Source organism: Alphaproteobacteria bacterium (assembly GCA_039980135.1).
In the GTDB taxonomy this organism is placed as follows: domain Bacteria; phylum Pseudomonadota; class Alphaproteobacteria; order UBA6615; family UBA6615; genus UBA8079.
This window is the reverse complement of record JBDXCV010000013.1, coordinates 40,642-56,854: the sequence shown is the minus strand read 5'-3', so window position 1 is coordinate 56,854 and position 16,213 is coordinate 40,642. Positions and strand designations below refer to the sequence as shown.

The 16,213-nt window shown below is 62.2% G+C and carries 13 protein-coding genes; 5 read left to right on the top strand and 8 right to left on the bottom strand.

The genetic code is table 11. The features are described 5' to 3' along the window. Positions 1-96 precede the first annotated feature (96 nt). Entirely contained in the window at positions 97-1,008 is a 912-nt protein-coding gene (locus ABJ363_16085; GenBank protein MEP4380510.1) for a TauD/TfdA family dioxygenase, read from the bottom strand. A gap of 260 nt (positions 1,009-1,268) precedes the next feature. Between ABJ363_16085 and ABJ363_16080 the strand changes: the two genes are divergently transcribed. Next, positions 1,269-1,961 carry a hypothetical protein gene (locus ABJ363_16080; protein MEP4380509.1) on the top strand — a complete coding sequence of 231 codons (693 nt, stop codon included), beginning with the start codon at positions 1,269-1,271 and terminating at the stop codon, positions 1,959-1,961. Between the two features lie 83 nt (positions 1,962-2,044). Here the strand turns inward: ABJ363_16080 and ABJ363_16075 are convergent, their stop codons facing one another. Together ABJ363_16075 and ABJ363_16070 are read right to left on the bottom strand one after the other, a co-directional pair. Then, positions 2,045-3,223, bottom strand: coding sequence for a cobalamin-independent methionine synthase II family protein (locus ABJ363_16075; protein ID MEP4380508.1), 1,179 nt, complete (start codon positions 3,221-3,223; stop codon positions 2,045-2,047). Between the two features lie 107 nt (positions 3,224-3,330). Beyond that, a complete protein-coding gene (locus tag ABJ363_16070; GenBank protein ID MEP4380507.1) occupies positions 3,331-4,158 on the bottom strand; it encodes a hypothetical protein in 828 nt (275 codons plus the stop codon). Positions 4,159-4,281: 123 nt separating this feature from the next. On the opposite strand from ABJ363_16070, the gene ABJ363_16065 reads away from it, so the two are divergent. The 4 genes from ABJ363_16065 to ABJ363_16050 all read left to right on the top strand — a co-directional run bounded on the left by ABJ363_16065 (position 4,282) and on the right by ABJ363_16050 (position 11,084). Further along, complete coding sequence (locus tag ABJ363_16065; GenBank protein ID MEP4380506.1) at positions 4,282-4,986, top strand: hypothetical protein; 705 nt, start codon at positions 4,282-4,284, stop codon at positions 4,984-4,986. A gap of 123 nt (positions 4,987-5,109) precedes the next feature. Beyond that, positions 5,110-5,976 (top strand): hypothetical protein, encoded by an 867-nt coding sequence (locus ABJ363_16060; GenBank protein ID MEP4380505.1) that lies wholly within the window; start codon positions 5,110-5,112, stop codon positions 5,974-5,976. Further along, entirely contained in the window at positions 5,879-7,522 is a 1,644-nt protein-coding gene (locus ABJ363_16055; protein MEP4380504.1) for a DNA polymerase Y family protein, read from the top strand. The genes ABJ363_16060 and ABJ363_16055 overlap by 98 nt, the downstream gene beginning before the upstream one ends. A gap of 100 nt (positions 7,523-7,622) precedes the next feature. Further along, positions 7,623-11,084 carry an error-prone DNA polymerase gene (locus tag ABJ363_16050; GenBank protein MEP4380503.1) on the top strand — a complete coding sequence of 1,154 codons (3,462 nt, stop codon included), beginning with the start codon at positions 7,623-7,625 and terminating at the stop codon, positions 11,082-11,084. A 23-nt stretch (positions 11,085-11,107) separates the two neighbouring features. On the opposite strand, the gene ABJ363_16045 is transcribed toward ABJ363_16050, so the two are convergent. From ABJ363_16045 to ABJ363_16025, 5 genes are all read right to left on the bottom strand, one after another. Beyond that, complete coding sequence (locus ABJ363_16045; GenBank protein ID MEP4380502.1) at positions 11,108-11,857, bottom strand: proteasome-type protease; 750 nt, start codon at positions 11,855-11,857, stop codon at positions 11,108-11,110. A 74-nt stretch (positions 11,858-11,931) separates the two neighbouring features. Continuing rightward, the gene (locus ABJ363_16040) at positions 11,932-12,831 is read right to left on the bottom strand and encodes a transglutaminase family protein (protein ID MEP4380501.1); all 900 of its coding nucleotides are present in this window, start codon (positions 12,829-12,831) and stop codon (positions 11,932-11,934) included. Between the two features lie 73 nt (positions 12,832-12,904). After that, positions 12,905-13,819 (bottom strand): glutaminase, encoded by a 915-nt coding sequence (locus ABJ363_16035; protein MEP4380500.1) that lies wholly within the window; start codon positions 13,817-13,819, stop codon positions 12,905-12,907. A gap of 38 nt (positions 13,820-13,857) precedes the next feature. After that, complete coding sequence (locus ABJ363_16030; protein MEP4380499.1) at positions 13,858-14,799, bottom strand: alpha-E domain-containing protein; 942 nt, start codon at positions 14,797-14,799, stop codon at positions 13,858-13,860. Then, on the bottom strand, positions 14,792-16,174 hold the full coding sequence (locus tag ABJ363_16025) for a circularly permuted type 2 ATP-grasp protein (protein ID MEP4380498.1): 1,383 nt from the start codon (positions 16,172-16,174) through the stop codon (positions 14,792-14,794). The genes ABJ363_16030 and ABJ363_16025 overlap by 8 nt, the downstream gene beginning before the upstream one ends. Positions 16,175-16,213 lie beyond the last annotated feature (39 nt).

The window sequence follows — 16,213 nt, the reverse complement described above, 5'->3', positions numbered from 1 at the left end:
TCCGTCATGCCCGGACTTGATCCGGGCATCTCCGGCACACAATCATCGGATCCGAAAGATGGATGCCCGGATCAAGTCCGGGCATGACGAGGAGACTTAGACCGGGCGGTCGCCCTTGATCGTCACCCGGTGGCCCTTGCGCTCGGCGGGCCAATAGTCCCACAGCGCCCGGTGCATCACGCAGCGATTGTCCCAGAAGGCCAGGTCGTTCACATCCCAGCGATAGCGGATCTGGAAGTCGATCTTCTCGACATGATCGAGCAGGAAATCGAGCACTGCCTCGCTCTCGTCCGGTTCCAGCCCGACGATCCCCGTGGTGAAGCCTCGATTGACATAGAGTGCCTTGCGCCCCGTCCCCGGATGAGTGCGCGCGATCGGATGGACCGCCGAGGGATAGACCTTGCCCGTGTCGTCTACGCCGAAATCCGCGTAACGCCCGCGATAGATATGTTCCCCCGCATGGGTCGCGCACATCCCGTCGAGCATGGCCTTCAGCGGATCCGACAACATCTCCCACGCCGCATAGCTGTCGGCGAACATGGTGTCGCCACCGCTCTCGGGCAGGATGTGGAGCTGCAGCATTGTGCCCAGCGGCGGTTCGGCGTCGCACGACACGTCGGAATGCCAGTACTCCCCGTTGGCCGTCTTCGAACCCGCATGGGCATGGATTTCCATGATCGCGGGGAAGCCATCCTTGCCCGGGTTCCCGGGGTGGTAGTGGAGCTCCCCGAACATTTCGCCGATGGCAATCTGGGTCTCGGGCGCGATCGGCGACTGTTCCTTGAAGAACAGCACCTGATGGTCGAGATGGGCCTGGAACACCTCCGCGAACTGGTCTTCGGTCAGGCCGTCGGCCAGATCGATCCCGCGTACTTCCGCGCCCAGATTGGGGGCATAGGGCCGCACCTCGATGTGGCGATAGTTGCGCCGTTCGCGCACCCGCTCGCGCTTGGTGCCCACATTACCCTCGGGCCGGGTACCCGGGCTCTTTGCATAGACATTAGCCATAGCCAGAAGCCTACGTTGCCCTGTGCCGCCGCTCAACCGTTCGCGATAACGACGCCCCATCTTACGTATTATCTCCCGCGGACTTCAAACCCGCCCGCTCCCTAGATCACACGCGGTCCGACACAGCACCCTTCATGTAGGCAAGTGCATGTGTCGCGTGACGATGTCGTGCCCATCGAACTAGTCGCAACGTTCGACACGAAAGAAGATATGATCGAAATGTTAGGTGAATTCGATTTTTTGGCTGCCACAGGTCGATAGTGAAAAAGTTCGCTTTTATACTTTCTGCTCTTGGGTTTTTGCCGGCTCTTTGGCTGTTGTCTGAAGGCCCTGTTTATGCGGCGCTATGGCGATTTTGCTCGATTGATGCCGGCGACACAGTATTTCAGTCCGTCGAACTCGAACGGCGATATCTGTATGGCGAACGATGTCGCCCCTTCTGTTTGTCGCAGTTTGCCGAAGGATATCGAGCGCTTGAGGTTGATGTTGGAATAATCATGTCATTCTATTTGGATGATAAGGCCGGATTGTACCAATTTACGGTCGTCGAACGGCTGAGTACCCCAGCCGGTTCATGCGATCTGTACGACCAATGGACCAAAAGTGGGAATGCGTGGGCTACCGAAATCAAAATTATCGAATCGTTTGAGGACAACGACCTTTGCATAGCAACACGGCCGATCTCTCAGCCCGAATTTCCTCATCTTGCAATAAATTTTGAGGAGAGTTCTGATTTCTTTGCTGGGATAAACATTCGAAAACTGCACTCGTTCTATTCTCTTCGACCAAACCAAGTAACATTAGCGGAGAGAGTTCAGTATTTCGCCTCTCCCGGATGGCTGATGGCAGCATTCGCAACAAATAGCAGCGGGATCAACTGCGCTGATTTAAATGGCGCGAAATACGGTTCTCTCGCGAACCGGGTGGTCTCGGCTGTCTCAGCAATCGAGTAAAGAGGGGTTCCGAGAACGATCGGGGTCCCAACCCGGAGAACTGTGTCCCCAAGCAGTAGGCGAACGGAAGGCGACGATCTCGTTCAATTCGCCAGTGGCACCATGGAAATCTGCGGGTCGGTCGCGGGCACATAGACCTCATCGAGGCCCAGCTCCTTGCGCACCATGTTGGCGCCGCGCACAAGCGAGACCATCTTGTAGAAGGCGTGCATCCGGCTCGCCGCCCCCCGTCCGAAGCCGCAATCGCTCGACAGGATCAGCCGCTCCGGCTCGATATGCTTGAGCGCGCGGCGGATCAGGTCGGCGACGTCTTCGGGCCGTTCGACCTGCAGGGTGCGGTGGCTGATCACACCCAGCGCGATCTTCTTGTCCTTCGAGATCAGCTTGCCGAAATGCTCCAGGTCCATGCCGTTGTTGGTGGCCCCTTCCACGGTGATCACATCCACGTCGAGCTGGTCGAGATACGGCAGCGCGTGTTCGTAGGAGGCGTGTTCGGCGAACATCTTCTGAGCGGCGGGTGAGCCCCAGCAGGTGTGGCACCAGACTTCGGTCTTGTCGCGCAGACCCGCGACCTCGCGGTTGAAGGCTTCCACATACTGCTCGGCCGAAACCTCTTGCCCCGGCACCTGCATCGACTGATGGATCGAGGGCTCCTCAACCTGCAGCAGCGGCGCACCCGCGTCGGCCAGCGCGTGATACTCGGCATTGAACGCATCCGACAGCGCCATCAGCAGATCACGGGTGTCGGCATAATGATCGTTGATGCACATATGGCTGATCACCTGGGCCGAGATCGAGCCGATCTTCACCGGCTTGTCGGTCATCCCCGCCATGGCCTTGTAGGCCCGGTCGAGCTGCAGGTCGGTCTTGCCGACGGGCCCGGTCACATGGGGTGTGAGCCGTGTTTCGATGACCTCCCAGATCAGATCCCCCGGCCCCTTGTCGGCCATCGCGGCATAGGGCTGCACGGCCACCCCCGGCGGCCCGAAACCCTCGATGCGCTCATAGGCGTAGCTGACCCAGCTGCGCCCGGCCACGTCGTCGTCCAGCCGCGTGTCGCCATCGACGAGAATGTCGATCCCCGCCCGGTTCTGGGCCGCGGTGTGGCAGGCCAGGCAATCGAGATGCTGTTCGCGATACGCGCGATGGGCAAACCCCGTCGACAGCGGCGCCCCGCGCAGGTTTTCGGTGTACCAGGAAGGGCGCGGCAGCGCCCCCGTGGTGGTGGTCTGCAGCACCTTGTCCTTGGTGGCGACGAACATGGTTTCCCCCGAATTGTCATCGTCATGCGCGGGCTCGACCCGCGCATCTCATGCACTGTCCCGAACATGGATGCCCGGATCAAGTCCGGGCATGACGCTTTTGGGGTTTATCCGTTATCGGTCTGGCGGATCGGACCTGTTTGGGGCGCATTCAGCTGCGCCGAAAAACCGGCATCCAGGCTCAGCTCCACATAATCGAAGGCCGTGAACGGATCGATCGGCGCGTCAAAGACCACCGTCAGGAAACCGTGCCAGTTGTCGTCGGCATCGCGGGTAAAGACGTCGTCGAAGGGCAGCCGCGTCGTGCGCGCCTGAATCAGCCCATCGACGTTGCGGATTCGCTGGTTGGGAATACGCAACACGCGAGGCGGCGCGTTCCTGAACCGCACGAACACCACCGCCGGGTCGATGTCGTAGTCGCCGAACACCAGATTGAAGAACATCTGCGTGCCCTGGACGATGGCCTCGGCATGCACCGTGAAGTCGAACACGAACGCGGCGCTGTTGGGGATGTCCGGGCCGTTCAGATCCGGCCAGTCGTCTGCCGGGGCCGTGGGTGACAGGGATAAATCCGTCCAGTTGGAACCCCGGGTCTTGTTGCCGATGGCGAGGCAACCCCGGCAGGCATGGCCCGCGTCGGCGCGTTCGGCGTCCGAACGGTTGTCGAAATTATCCTCGCCCCGGTACCAGACCCCGCCGTCCCGGTTCAGGTCGGGCAGGAACTCGTCCGGCTCCAGGATTCCGTTGGCGTTGGTGTCGGCGGGTCCGGGCCCGACCCCCTGAATGGGGCGGCCAAGTGCGGCTGTGTTGGTGAAACCAAATCCGTCGGCGTCGCCGATGCGCACCCATTCGAACGCTTGCGCGTGTACCGCCTCGCCGGCCAGCAGCAAGGCGACCGTCAGCATCGCGCCGGCATATCTTTGAAGTCTGCTCATCACCCCATAATGCGCGGCGCACCGCACCCTCCACAGTCACGTTTGTGTGGGGGCTCCTTGCACCGTTAGGTTGACTCGCTCATTTGCCAAGTTAAGAAAATGGAGATAACCGAGCAGGACACCATGACGCAGATGCCTAACTCCTATCGACATTGTGCCGAGTTTTTGGCCGCATTAGGCCAAGAAGTTCAAAATCTAAAGGACGAGATTGGGGTCTCTAATGAAGATGCAAGAGGCGTCGGGCTTTCGAATATTAAAGTGGCTCTCATTAAGTCGGGGCTGATTTTGAATATTCTTTGTACTGGCGAAGAAAACCGTATGTCGGCAGTCGATTTTTTGAACCTTACCGGTTTTACCGGCGGCTCTGCACAAGATGCAGCCGACATAATTGAAAAATATGAGCGCCACGCTGTACTGACTGAGTTTCAGTTTCAGGTCGAAAACATGCTCCGAAGAATACGTACAGAGCTAAACCTTGATGAGGTTCGAGGATTCTGGAACACGACAAAAACGCTGATTGAGCACCTCGATTTAGAGAACCCGGCTGATTGCCAATCACTCATCTATCTGCCAGCAATTCTTCGAAACTCAAGGCATGCAAACGGTATTCATCACGGCACTTCCTCAACAATTACGGTCAACGACGTGGAATTCGAATTTGTTGACGGGGAAGCCGTCCATTGCGCTGGTTGGGGACATGTTGCGATATCCATTCAAGCCTCGATATCGATAGTTCGACAAATACTGACCCATGAGACTGTCTTAGCGATTCCTGACCCAGTGTTTGAACAATATGCTTGGGATATAGCCACTCAGCCGGAAACGTAGGCAATCGTGGGGATTAGGCACATTTGAAAAGACTCAGTGCACGCCTGCACTCCGCTTTGACTCTCCCGCCCTCGAAAATTAGAACAAAATAAGAACGTTTTGCGAGAACGGAGCACAGCAACGGTGCCGGCGGATCCCCAACTCCTCCAGCGGCTGCGCAGCCGCATCGCCGCCATCGAGCGCGGCGGCAGCGGGAGTCCGCATGATGATGAATGCCCGGACGACTGCCTGCCCCTGGGAGTCTCCGAGATCGACGATCATCTGCCCTGGGGCGGGCTTGCGGCGGGGGCGGTCCATGAACTCCTCGACGGCGACCCGCCCACCTCCAACAGCACCACCAAGATCGGCGGCGCGCTGAACGGTGCGGTCACGGCCTTCGCCGCCGCGCTCGCCGGCAAGGCCCAGCATACCCGCGCGCGGCCAATCGTCTGGATCGCGCCTCGCACCGGCCCGCGAGAGAGCCTCTACGCGCCGGGGCTCGCCGGGTTCGGCCTCGACCCGTCTGACCTCATTGCGGTGCGGGTACCGCCCGGCGGTGATTTCGCCGCGACGGCGCTCTGGGCCATGGAGGAAGCGCTGCGCGCGCCGACGGTCGGACTGGTCTGCGCGGAAATCGAGGCGATGGACCTCACCGCCAGCCGCCGCCTGCAGCTCGCCGCCGAAACCGGTGGCGGGATGGGCCTGCTGCTGCGTCGTGACCTTGCAGCCCTGCCCCCGACCGCCAGCGTCAGTCGCTGGCGGATCGCCGCGTTACCGGGTGGCCCGCCTGAATATTCAAACCTGCCCGGGGCTGTGCGCTGGCAGGCGGACCTGCTGCGCGCCCGGGGCGGACGACCCCGAAGCTGGCAACTGGAATGGAGAGATGACGGACAGGATAAACCCCAAACGTCGGGTGGTTTCGCTCTGGTTCCCCCGCTTCGCGACCGATCGCTGCCAGCGCAGCCTGAAACAGCAGATGCAAGGCCAGTCGCGCAACGCCGCACGGCCTGATCCGGTTTCGGAGCCTGTATTGGTGATGACGATGCCCGAGGGGGGTGCCATTCGTCTCAGCGCGGTGACCCTGGCAGCCCAGAAGGCCGGGCTGTCTCCGGGCCAGACCCTCGCCGACGCCCGTGCGCTGCTGCCCGATGTCGCCGTCCATGACGCAGACCCAGACGGCGACAGCGCGACCCTCGAGCGGATCGCCGCCTGGTGCACCCGCTACACGCCCTGGACCGCGCCTTCCGGGCTGGAGACCGGCGGCGCGGCGGGTATCTGGCTGGATGTGTCCGGCTGCGCGCATCTATTCGGCGGCGAGGCCGCGATGCTCGAGGATATGACGAAACGCCTGGCCACCATCGGCTACACCGCGCGCGCCGGCCTCGCCGATACGGTGGGGGCCGCCTGGGCCGCGGCGCGTTTCGGTAAACCCGGCAAGGCGCGCTGCGTGATCTTTCCCGAAGGCGGACATGCCGCCCGGCTCGCGCCCTTCCCCAACGCCGCACTCCGCCTGCCATCGGACATCCTCGACGGGCTGGAGCGCCTCGGGCTGCGCAATGTGGGTGATCTGGCAGCACTCCCACGTGCCGGGCTCGCGCGCCGGTTCGGGGAATTGCCCGCCCGCCGTCTGGATCAGGCCCTGGGGCGGGTCGATGAACCCATTTCCCCCCGCGCACCCGCCCCGGTCTGGCGGCTGCGCACCGCGTTTGCCGAGGCGCTGGGCCGCGAGGAACATATCGCGGCTGCCGCCCGCAACCTGCTCGAGGCGCTGTGTAATCGCCTCGCCCGGGCCGAGCGCGGCGCGCGCCGGCTGGAGCTGTGCCTCTACCGGGTCGGCGGGCGGGTCGACACGATCATGGCCGGCACCAGCCGGGCGAGCCACGACCCCGATCACCTGATGCGTCTCCTGGGCGAACAGCTTGAACGCCTGCCCGAACCGCCGACGTCCGCCCCCGACCCGCTCAGCGCAGCCGCCGAGGCCATGGTCGAGACCCTCACCCTCGCTGCGGTGGTCACCGAGCCGCTGCGCGCCGCCCAAACCCGGTTGGTCGGCGGCCGCGACAGCGACCCCGCCGCCCTGGAACGCCTGGTGGACAGGCTCGCCGGGCGTCTCGGGCCCGACAATGTGATGCGCTTCCGGGCCCGCGAGACCCATCTGCCCGAGCGGGTGCAGGAAGGTGCGTCCGCATTGACTTCGCCGTCCGCCGCCGCGGATGGCAATTGGCAAACACCCCAGCCCCGGCCGCCGCGCCTTTTGGCCCGCCCCGAAGAGGTCGAGGCCATGGCCCCCGTGCCCGACGACCCGCCGGTCCTGTTTCGCTGGCGCGGGCACACCCACCGGATCACCCGCGCCGAAGGACCGGAGCGGATCGAGCCCGAATGGTGGCGCCAACCCGAAACAGGCGGCAACACAAACGTCCTCGACCGGGACACCCGCGACTATTACCGGGTCGAGGACACGGACGGCCGCCGTTTCTGGCTCTATCGCGAGGGGCTGTATGACCGGATTTCTGCCGACACACCGCCCCGCTGGTTCCTGCACGGGCTGTTCGGATGAGAAAACCTGTCACTTCCATGCGGGCGGGTCGCAGACCCGCCCCTACACAGAATCACGGGCCTGTAGGGGCGGGTTTTAAACCCGCCCGGAAATCAAACCAGTGACCGACGTTCCCACCTATGTCGAACTTCAGGTGACGAGCAATTTTTCGTTCCTGGAGGGGGCGGCCCACCCGGAAGAACTCGCCGCGCGGGCCGCCGAACTGGGGCATCCTGCGGTTGCCATCACCGACCGCAACACGCTGGCCGGCGTGGTGCGCGGGCACCTGGGAGCCAAACAGGCCCGAATTCGGGCAATCGTCGGCACCCGGCTGGATTTCATGGACGCGAGCCCGTCCCTGCTCTGCCTGCCGACGGACAAGGCGGCTTACAGCCGCCTTTCGCAGCTTCTGACCCTGGGCAAACGCCGGGCCGAAAAGGCCCAGTGCCACCTGACGATCGCCGACCTGACCAACCCTGACGGGGTGTTCATATGCGGCGCGGGGCAGATTCTGATCGCGCTCCCGCCCGACGATCTGACGGAATCCGCTACAGAGGTTTTTTCCAGCTTTTTGAATCGTCTATCGGGCGAACTTGAATCAGAAACTTATCTCGCCGCCAGCCATCTTTATCGGGGTGACGACACAAGGCGGCTCGCCCGGCTGGCCGCCATCGCGCACGCCTGCGCCACACCCCTCGTGGCCACCAACGATGTGCGTTATCACGCCGTCGAACGGCGCGCGCTCGCCGACGTCGTCACCTGCATCCGCGAACATTGCACCATCGACAATGCGGGCCGCCGCCTGGCGGTCAACGCCGAGCGCCACCTGAAACCCGCTACCGAGATAGCCCGCCTGTTCCGCGATTATCCCGATGCCATCGCACGGACGGGCGAGATCGCCGCGAAATGCCGCTTTTCCCTCGATGAGTTGCGCTACGAATACCCTGCCGAGCCGGTCGCCGCCGGACGCACGCCGGATGCCGAACTGGCGCGGCTGACCTGGCGCGGTGCCGCAGATCGCTATCCCAACGGCATTTCCACGAAAGTCCGCGCCCAGCTTGAGCATGAGCTCACCCTGATCGCCGAGCTGCGCTACGCCGCCTACTTCCTGACGGTGCACGATATCGTCCGGTTTGCCCGCTCACAGGAGATTTTGTGCCAGGGCCGCGGATCGGCAGCGAATTCTGCCGTGTGCTTCTGCCTCGGCATCACCGCGGTCGACCCGGACCGGCTGGACCTGCTGTTCGAGCGGTTCATCTCCGCCGAGCGCAACGAGCCGCCCGATATCGATGTCGATTTCGAGCATGAGCGCCGCGAAGAGGTAATCCAGTATATCTACGCCAAATATGGCCGTCACCGCGCCGGGCTGGCCGCCACGGTGATCAGCTACCGTTCGCGCTCGGCCCTGCGTGAGGTCGGCAAGGCGCTGGGGCTGACCGAGGACACGGTCGCCGCCCTGTCGGGCCATGTCTGGGGCTGGTCAAACGAGGGCGTGCCTGACGAGGTGGTGCGTTCGCTGGGGCTGGACCCGGCCGACAACCGGCTGAGCATGGCGCTGCGCCTGACCCGCGAGCTGATCGGCTTTCCACGGCACCTGTCCCAGCATGTCGGCGGGTTCGTCATCACCCGCGAGCGGCTGGACGCGCTGGTGCCCATCGAGAACGCGGCGATGGACGACCGCACGGTCATCGAATGGGACAAGGACGATCTCGACGCACTGGGCATCCTCAAGATCGACGTGCTGGCGCTCGGGATGCTGACCTGCATCCGCAAGGCCTTCACCCTGCTCGCCGACCACTATGACCGTCCGCTCGAGCTGGCGGACGTCCCGCCCGAGGACCCGGCGGTCTACGACATGCTGGGTCAAGCGGATTCCCTCGGCGTGTTCCAGGTCGAGAGCCGGGCCCAGATGGCCTTCCTGCCGCGCATGAAGCCGCGCAACTTCTACGATCTGGTGATCGAGGTGGCGATCATCCGCCCCGGCCCGATCCAGGGCGACATGGTGCATCCCTATATCCGCCGCCGCGACGGGCTGGAGACGGTCGAATTCCCCTCCAAGGAACTTGAAGACGTTCTCGGCAAGACGCTTGGTGTTCCCTTGTTTCAGGAACAGGCAATGCAGATCGCCATCACCGCCGCCGGGTTCACCCCCGGCGAGGCCGACCAGCTGCGGCGCGCCATGGCGACCTTCCGCAAGACCGGCACCATCCATACCTTCCACGCCAAGATGGTCGATGGCATGGCCGAACGGGGCTATGACCGCGACTTCGCCGAGCGTTGCTTCCGCCAGATCGAGGGCTTCGGCGAGTATGGCTTCCCCGAGAGCCACGCGGCGTCCTTCGCGCTGCTGGTCTACATCTCGTCCTGGCTCAAATGCCACTACCCGGATGTCTTCGCCGCCGCCCTGCTCAACAGCCAGCCCATGGGCTTCTACGCCCCCGCCCAGATCGTGCGCGACGCGCGCGAGCATGGCGTCGAGGTGCGCGGCCCCGACGTGAACCATTCCCTGTGGGACAACCGGCTGGAGCCGACAGAAGAAACCCTATCCCTGAGGGAGAGGGTGGCGAGCAATGCGAGCCGGGTGAGAGTTTACGATGCCGCCGAGCGGCCACCGGAACAGTCGCCACCCTCACCCCAAACCCCTCTCCCCACGGGAGAGGGGCCAGTTAGCCCTGAGTCAGACAGCCACGCGCTCCGCCTCGGTTACCGGCAGATCAAATCCCTTAACCGCGAGGCCGCCGAGGCAGTGGCGGACGCGCGCCCGGATGAAGGCTACGTCTCGGTCGAGGATGTCTGGCGCCGCACCAACATCAACACGGCCGCGCTGGTCGCACTCGCCGAGGCCGGCGGGTTTGACTCGCTCGGGCTGGCGCGGCGCGCGGCCCTGTGGGCGATCCGGGCGCTCGGACACAACGGCCGCGAGACCGCCGCCGCCCTGCCCCTGTTCGCCGCAGCCGAGGCACGTGACGCGATTCCCGAGCCATCGATCACGCTGCCCGACGAGACCGCCGGCGAGGTCGTCGCCAATGACTATGCATCGATCCGCATGTCCCTGAAGCACCACCCGGTGGGGCTTTTGCGTGACGAACTGGCATCCATGCACGCCGTACCGGCCCGCGAACTGCGCGAACGCCCCAACAATCAGCGCCTGACCACGGTCGGACTCATTCTTGTCCGCCAGCGGCCCGGCACCGCCAAGGGCGTGATCTTCCTGACCCTGGAGGACGAGACCGGCGTGGCCAACGTCATCGTCTGGCCGGACGTTTTCGAGCGTTTTCGCAAGGTGGTGCTGTCGTCACGGCTGGTGAAGATCCGGGGCAAACTGCAGCGCGAGGGCATCGTCACCCATCTGATTGCCGAAGACATCACCGACCTGTCGGACCGGCTCGACGCGCTCGGCGACGGCAGCACAAGCGAGCCGCGGGAATTCGACAATGCGTGGGCCCGCGCCGACGAGATCAAGTACGGCACCCGGCCGGATCCACGTCAGGCACAGGAGAGCGGTCGCAAACTCGCCAAACCCTCGCTATGGCGCCACCCGCGCAATACCCATATCGCGATCAAGTCGCGGAATTTTCACTAAACGGAAACCGCGACGAAGACGGGTCAACCCTGGCCGTTGGTCCAGGGCGGCGGCGGCAATGTCTGATAGGCGTCGCGCAATGCCGTCGACCAACCGCTGCGGATCGTCTGAAAATACGCGTCGTCCTCATGGATCCGGCGCTCGACCATTACCTCGAGCGAATCCTTGCGATAGATCAACAGGTCAACCGGCATGCCGACGGTCAGGTTACTGCGCAGGGTGGAATCCATCGAGATCAGACCCAGTTTCGCCGCATCGGACAGGCCGGTATCATAGGTCGCGGCGCGGTCGAGGATCGGCTTGCCGTATTTGTGCTCCCCGATCTGCAGGAACGCCGTGTCTTCGGTCGCCTCGACGAAGTTCCCCGCGCTATAGATCTGAAAAAGCCGCAAACTCCGATCCGCGATCTGGCCGCCCAGCAACAGGGACACATCGAACTTCACGTCCTGCGCCTCGAGCGCCTCGTGATCCACCTCATAGGCCTGACGCACCGCCGTCCCGACGAGTTGGGCTGCCTGAAACATCGTCGGCACATTCAACAGGGTCTCGACGTTGCCCGTCTTCTCGTCCTCGATTCCCTCTTCGAGCAGGTTAATGACAGACTGGGCAATGGCCAGGTTACCGGCCGTCATAATCACGATTACCCGCTCTCCCGGGGACGCGAACAGGTGCATCTTCTTGAAGGTCGAGATGTTGTCCACGCCCGCATTGGTGCGCGTGTCCGACAGCATGACCAGACCATCCTGCAGGCGAAGCCCAACGCAATACGTCATGTCGATATCCTGAAATTCATGGTCGGAAAATTTGGGTCAGTCCGTCTTCGGCGGCAAGCGAAAATTGTCGCGGATCAGGCCGTCTGATCGAAAACCTGAAGCGCGTGCACCTGCACGTCCACATACATGCTCAGAAAATCCTCGGAAGCCCCATCGAATGATCCCGACACGGGGATCGCCTGCTGCGGTTCCCGGGCGAAGGCAATCGGCACGAGATTGTGGCCGCCATACGACCCGTTGGTCGGATCGAACTCCACCCACCCCGCGCCCGGCAGGTAAACCTGCACCCAGGCATGGGTCGCGCCGGCGCCGGTCACCTCGCCGGTTCCGCCATCGATACTCGGATCGTAGAGATAACCGCTGACGAAACGCGCCGCCAGACCAACGCTGCGCACCGCTTCCATCATGAACAACGCATAGTCACGGCAGGTCCCGGACCCGCGCTCCAGCGTCTCGACAGGGGTCTGCACACCCGGTTCATAGCGCGCCTCGTAGCCGAATTCGCTCTGGATCGCCCGCGTCACCGAAATCAGAAAATCTTCCGTATCAATGCCGCCGGTCCCATTCCCCAGGAAACGTCGAGTCCATTCGGTCACCCGGCGTTCGGGATCGGGATAATGGCGTTCGATCGTGCGCCCAAGATCCGGCACTTCGCTCGCGGGGTAACTGAATGGAATCTGGCGGGCATAGTCCTCGATCGGGAATTCCGGCGTTTCGAGCGGATAGCGGTCGAGCACGATCTGGCTCTCGAAATGCAGGGTATCCGCCATCTCCGTAAACGCCGCCACGGCAACCGAATTGCCGAAGACATCGTGATACCAGCGAATATCGGCCGCCGGTGCAATGGTCAGGGAGGCATCGAACAGTCGCAAATCATGACTGTCGCGCGGCCTGAACATCATTCGATGGTCGTGAAACTTCACCGGGCGTAGATAACGGTAGGTCGTTACGTGATTGACCGTAAGTCGTTGCACTTGTGTAAGTCCCCCGCGCCAAGTGCCCAATTATTGGGCTGATGGTTGTATAGACCCACGACTCACCAAAGACTTAAAAAATCGACCTCTGGGTGATCTGCGCAAATAGCTCCAGCGCACGGGTCCCCATCACCGAGTTTCCGGTCTCATCCAGTTCCGGCGCCCACACGGCAATGGTCATCTCACCCGGAACCACGGCGACAATGCCGCCCCCGACACCGCTTTTTGCAGGCAGGCCAACACGATACGCGAATTTTCCAACCGCGTCGTACAACCCGCAGGTCAGCATCAGTGAGTTCACCTGGCGCGCCTGGCGCGCCGTCAGCACTGAATCTTCAGCACTCTGGGACATACCGTTGTTGGCGAGCGGCAGAAACGCATGCGCCAACTGGGTGCAGCTCATCGCCAGAGCACAATGATGAAAATAGGCATCCAGAACGAAATGGATATCGTTGTGGATGTTGCCATACGCCTTCAGAAAATTGACCAGCGCCTTGTTCACATGGCCGTGGGTGTCCTCGGAATGCGCGACGGCCTCATCGAAGGCAATATCCGGATCGTCCGCAAGGCCCCGCGCGAATTCCAGAAAGCAGTTCTTTGCCTCATGCAGTTTCGTCACAAGCGCGTCGATAACCACCAGGGCGCCGGCATTGATGAACGGATTTCGCGGAATTCCTTGTTCATATTCAAGCTGCACAAGGGAATTGAAGGCGTTGCCGGACGGTTCACGGCCGACCCGCGTCCACAGATCATCGCCGACGATCCGCATCGCCAGCATCAGCGAGAACACCTTGGATATGCTCTGGATCGAGAATGCCTCGGTCGCATCACCGACGGAAAACCTGACCCCGTCAACTGTGTGGACTGCCATGCCGAATTTCTGCGGCGATATCTCCGCCAGCGCGGGGATGTAGCTTGCAACCCTGCCCTGCCCAACCAGCAGAGGCGCCTCAGCCGCGATCTCCTGGAGGACTTCGCCAAAATTCATGAACGCCTCAGTTTTCGTTCAGCTGCGCAGAACCGAAACTAAGTCGACAACAGATAGGCGTTGCCAATTTCGGCCGAAACGTCACCGAGCGCGATCTGCAGATCGTCGATGAACTTGTGCAATCGTTTGGGTGTGACGCGCTGGCCAAGGCCGGTTTCGAGCGTGAAGGCAAGAGAACGCCGCGCCTCTTCGACCCGCGCATGACGAAGATGGTCATGACGATCTTCAAGCTCGTGGAGCCGGGCGGTCACCCGCTCGACACAGAGAGCTACGGCCCGCGGGAATTCCTGATCATAGAGAAGGAACCCGGCAATATCGCGCGCACTGGAGCCGGCGGGATAAAGACTGCGAAAGGCGTGATAACCCGCGACCGAACGCAACAGCACGCTCCAGTGAATCGAATCGCGCCCGTCGGCTTCAATGTCGGTGATTCGGTCATAACCCATATCGAGGATGCGGGTGGTCTGATCGGCGCGTTCGAGATACTTGCCCATCTGATAGAAACACCAGGCCTCGCCACGGAAGAACGTTCCCTCGGCAATCCCTTCGAAGCTCTGGCAATCGAGCCTGATATCGGCGCAAACCCGCGAAAGATTGTTCAGCCGGATGTCGCGTTGAGTCAGGCCCCCGATCTGATTGTGGAACATATTGAGATGGGTCCACATCTCGGTGCTGATCAGATGGCGCACCGAACGCGCATTCTCGCGCGCCGAGGCGACGGAGGACGCAATCGACGTCGGATTGTTGCGATCGAGCATATAAAAATTGGATACCGACGCCGCGTCCGCCACCTCGTTGCTCTCGGTGAAACGTTTCGTGTCCGCGTAGAGATCCAGCACCCGGAGCCAATCGGGGCCTTCCGGCTTATCGCGCGCATAGGTTTCGTTGATGTCGAGAATCCGCGCGAGCGCCTCTGCCCGCTCGACATAGCGGCCCATCCAGAAAACATTCCAGCCGAAGCGTGCGACGAGACTAGCCAAGGACCCAGGTATCCTTCGATCCGCCGCCCTGCGACGAGTTTACGATCAGCGAACCGCGTTTCATGGCCACCCGCGTTAGGCCGCCCGGCAGTACCCATGTACTATCACCCGTCAGCGCAAACGGGCGCAGGTCCACATGACGCGGCTCGACATTTCGGCCGATCAGGGTCGGTGACACCGACAGGCTGACCAGCGGCTGACTGATGAAATTATTCGGGTCGGCAACAAGCTTCGCGCGCAACTGGGAGAGTTCGCGCTTGCTCGCGCGCGGCCCGATCACGACCCCGTAACCACCCGATTCACCGACCGGCTTGGTGACGAGTTGATCGAGATTATCGAGGGTCTGCGCCAGCCCGTCCGCCTCGCGGCAGATGTTCGTCGGGACGTTCTGAATGATCGCGTCTTCGTCGAGATAGTAGCGGATAATGCGCGGCATATAGGCATAGACGGCCTTGTCGTCCGCCACGCCGGTACCCACCGCGTTCGCCAGGGTGACATTGCCCTTCCGATAGGCCTCGAACAGGCCCGGCACGCCCAGCATGCTGTCGGGATTGAACGCCTGCGGGTCGAGAAACTCATCGTCAATCCGGCGATAAATAACATGTACCGGCTCGTTGCCCCGCGTTGTCCGCATATAGACCTTGTCGTTTTCGACAAGCAGATCCCGCCCCTCCACAAGGGGGCCGCCCATCTCGCGTGCCAGAAATACATGCTCGAAATAGGCCGAGTTGAATACGCCGGGCGACAGAATTACCACATTCGGATCCGACACGCCCTTCGGCGCCACAGCCGAGAGGGCGCGCATCAGGCGGCGCCCGTAATCGTCCACATCCATGATCGGGACGCCATCGGCGAGATCCGGAAACGCGCGCATCATCAAGTGGCGATTCTCGATCACATAGGACACACCAGACGGGGTACGCGCATTGTCCTCGAGCACCCGGAACTTGCCCTTCTCGTCGCGCACCAGGTCCGTTCCACAAATATGCACATAGGTGCCCTGCGGCGGCGAGACACCTTCCATCTCGGGGCGATAGTTCTTGTTCCCACGAACAAGTTCCTCGGGAATGATGCCGTCCTTGAATATCTTTCCGTCATGGTAGATATCGTGCAGGAACAGGTTCAGCGCGGCGACACGCTGCTTCACACCGCTTTCGATCGTCTCCCAGTCCTTATTCGACAGCACCCGCGGGATAACGTCGAAAGGCAGGATTCGATCGATCGCGTCCCGGTCGGTATAGACGGTGAAGGTGATGCCGAGATTGAACAGTTCGCGCTCGGCATCCTTGGAGCGGCGGCGAAGAGTCGCGCTGTCCATCGAGGCGAGGTGTTCACGAATTCGTCGGGTGTGCGACAACCCATTTCGACCGAACATCTCGCAAAAGTAATCGCCCTGGTCATACGCATCGAGCGG

Coding starts and splice junctions, on each gene's coding strand:
- ABJ363_16085 (MEP4380510.1), bottom strand. CDS start 1,008: ATGGCTAATGTCTATGCAAAGAGCCCGGGTACCCGGCCCGAGGGTAAT.
- ABJ363_16075 (MEP4380508.1), bottom strand. CDS start 3,223: ATGTTCGTCGCCACCAAGGACAAGGTGCTGCAGACCACCACCACGGGG.
- ABJ363_16070 (MEP4380507.1), bottom strand. CDS start 4,158: ATGAGCAGACTTCAAAGATATGCCGGCGCGATGCTGACGGTCGCCTTG.
- ABJ363_16065 (MEP4380506.1), top strand. CDS start 4,282: ATGACGCAGATGCCTAACTCCTATCGACATTGTGCCGAGTTTTTGGCC.
- ABJ363_16045 (MEP4380502.1), bottom strand. CDS start 11,857: ATGACGTATTGCGTTGGGCTTCGCCTGCAGGATGGTCTGGTCATGCTG.
- ABJ363_16035 (MEP4380500.1), bottom strand. CDS start 13,819: ATGAATTTTGGCGAAGTCCTCCAGGAGATCGCGGCTGAGGCGCCTCTG.
- ABJ363_16025 (MEP4380498.1), bottom strand. CDS start 16,174: ATGTTCGGTCGAAATGGGTTGTCGCACACCCGACGAATTCGTGAACAC.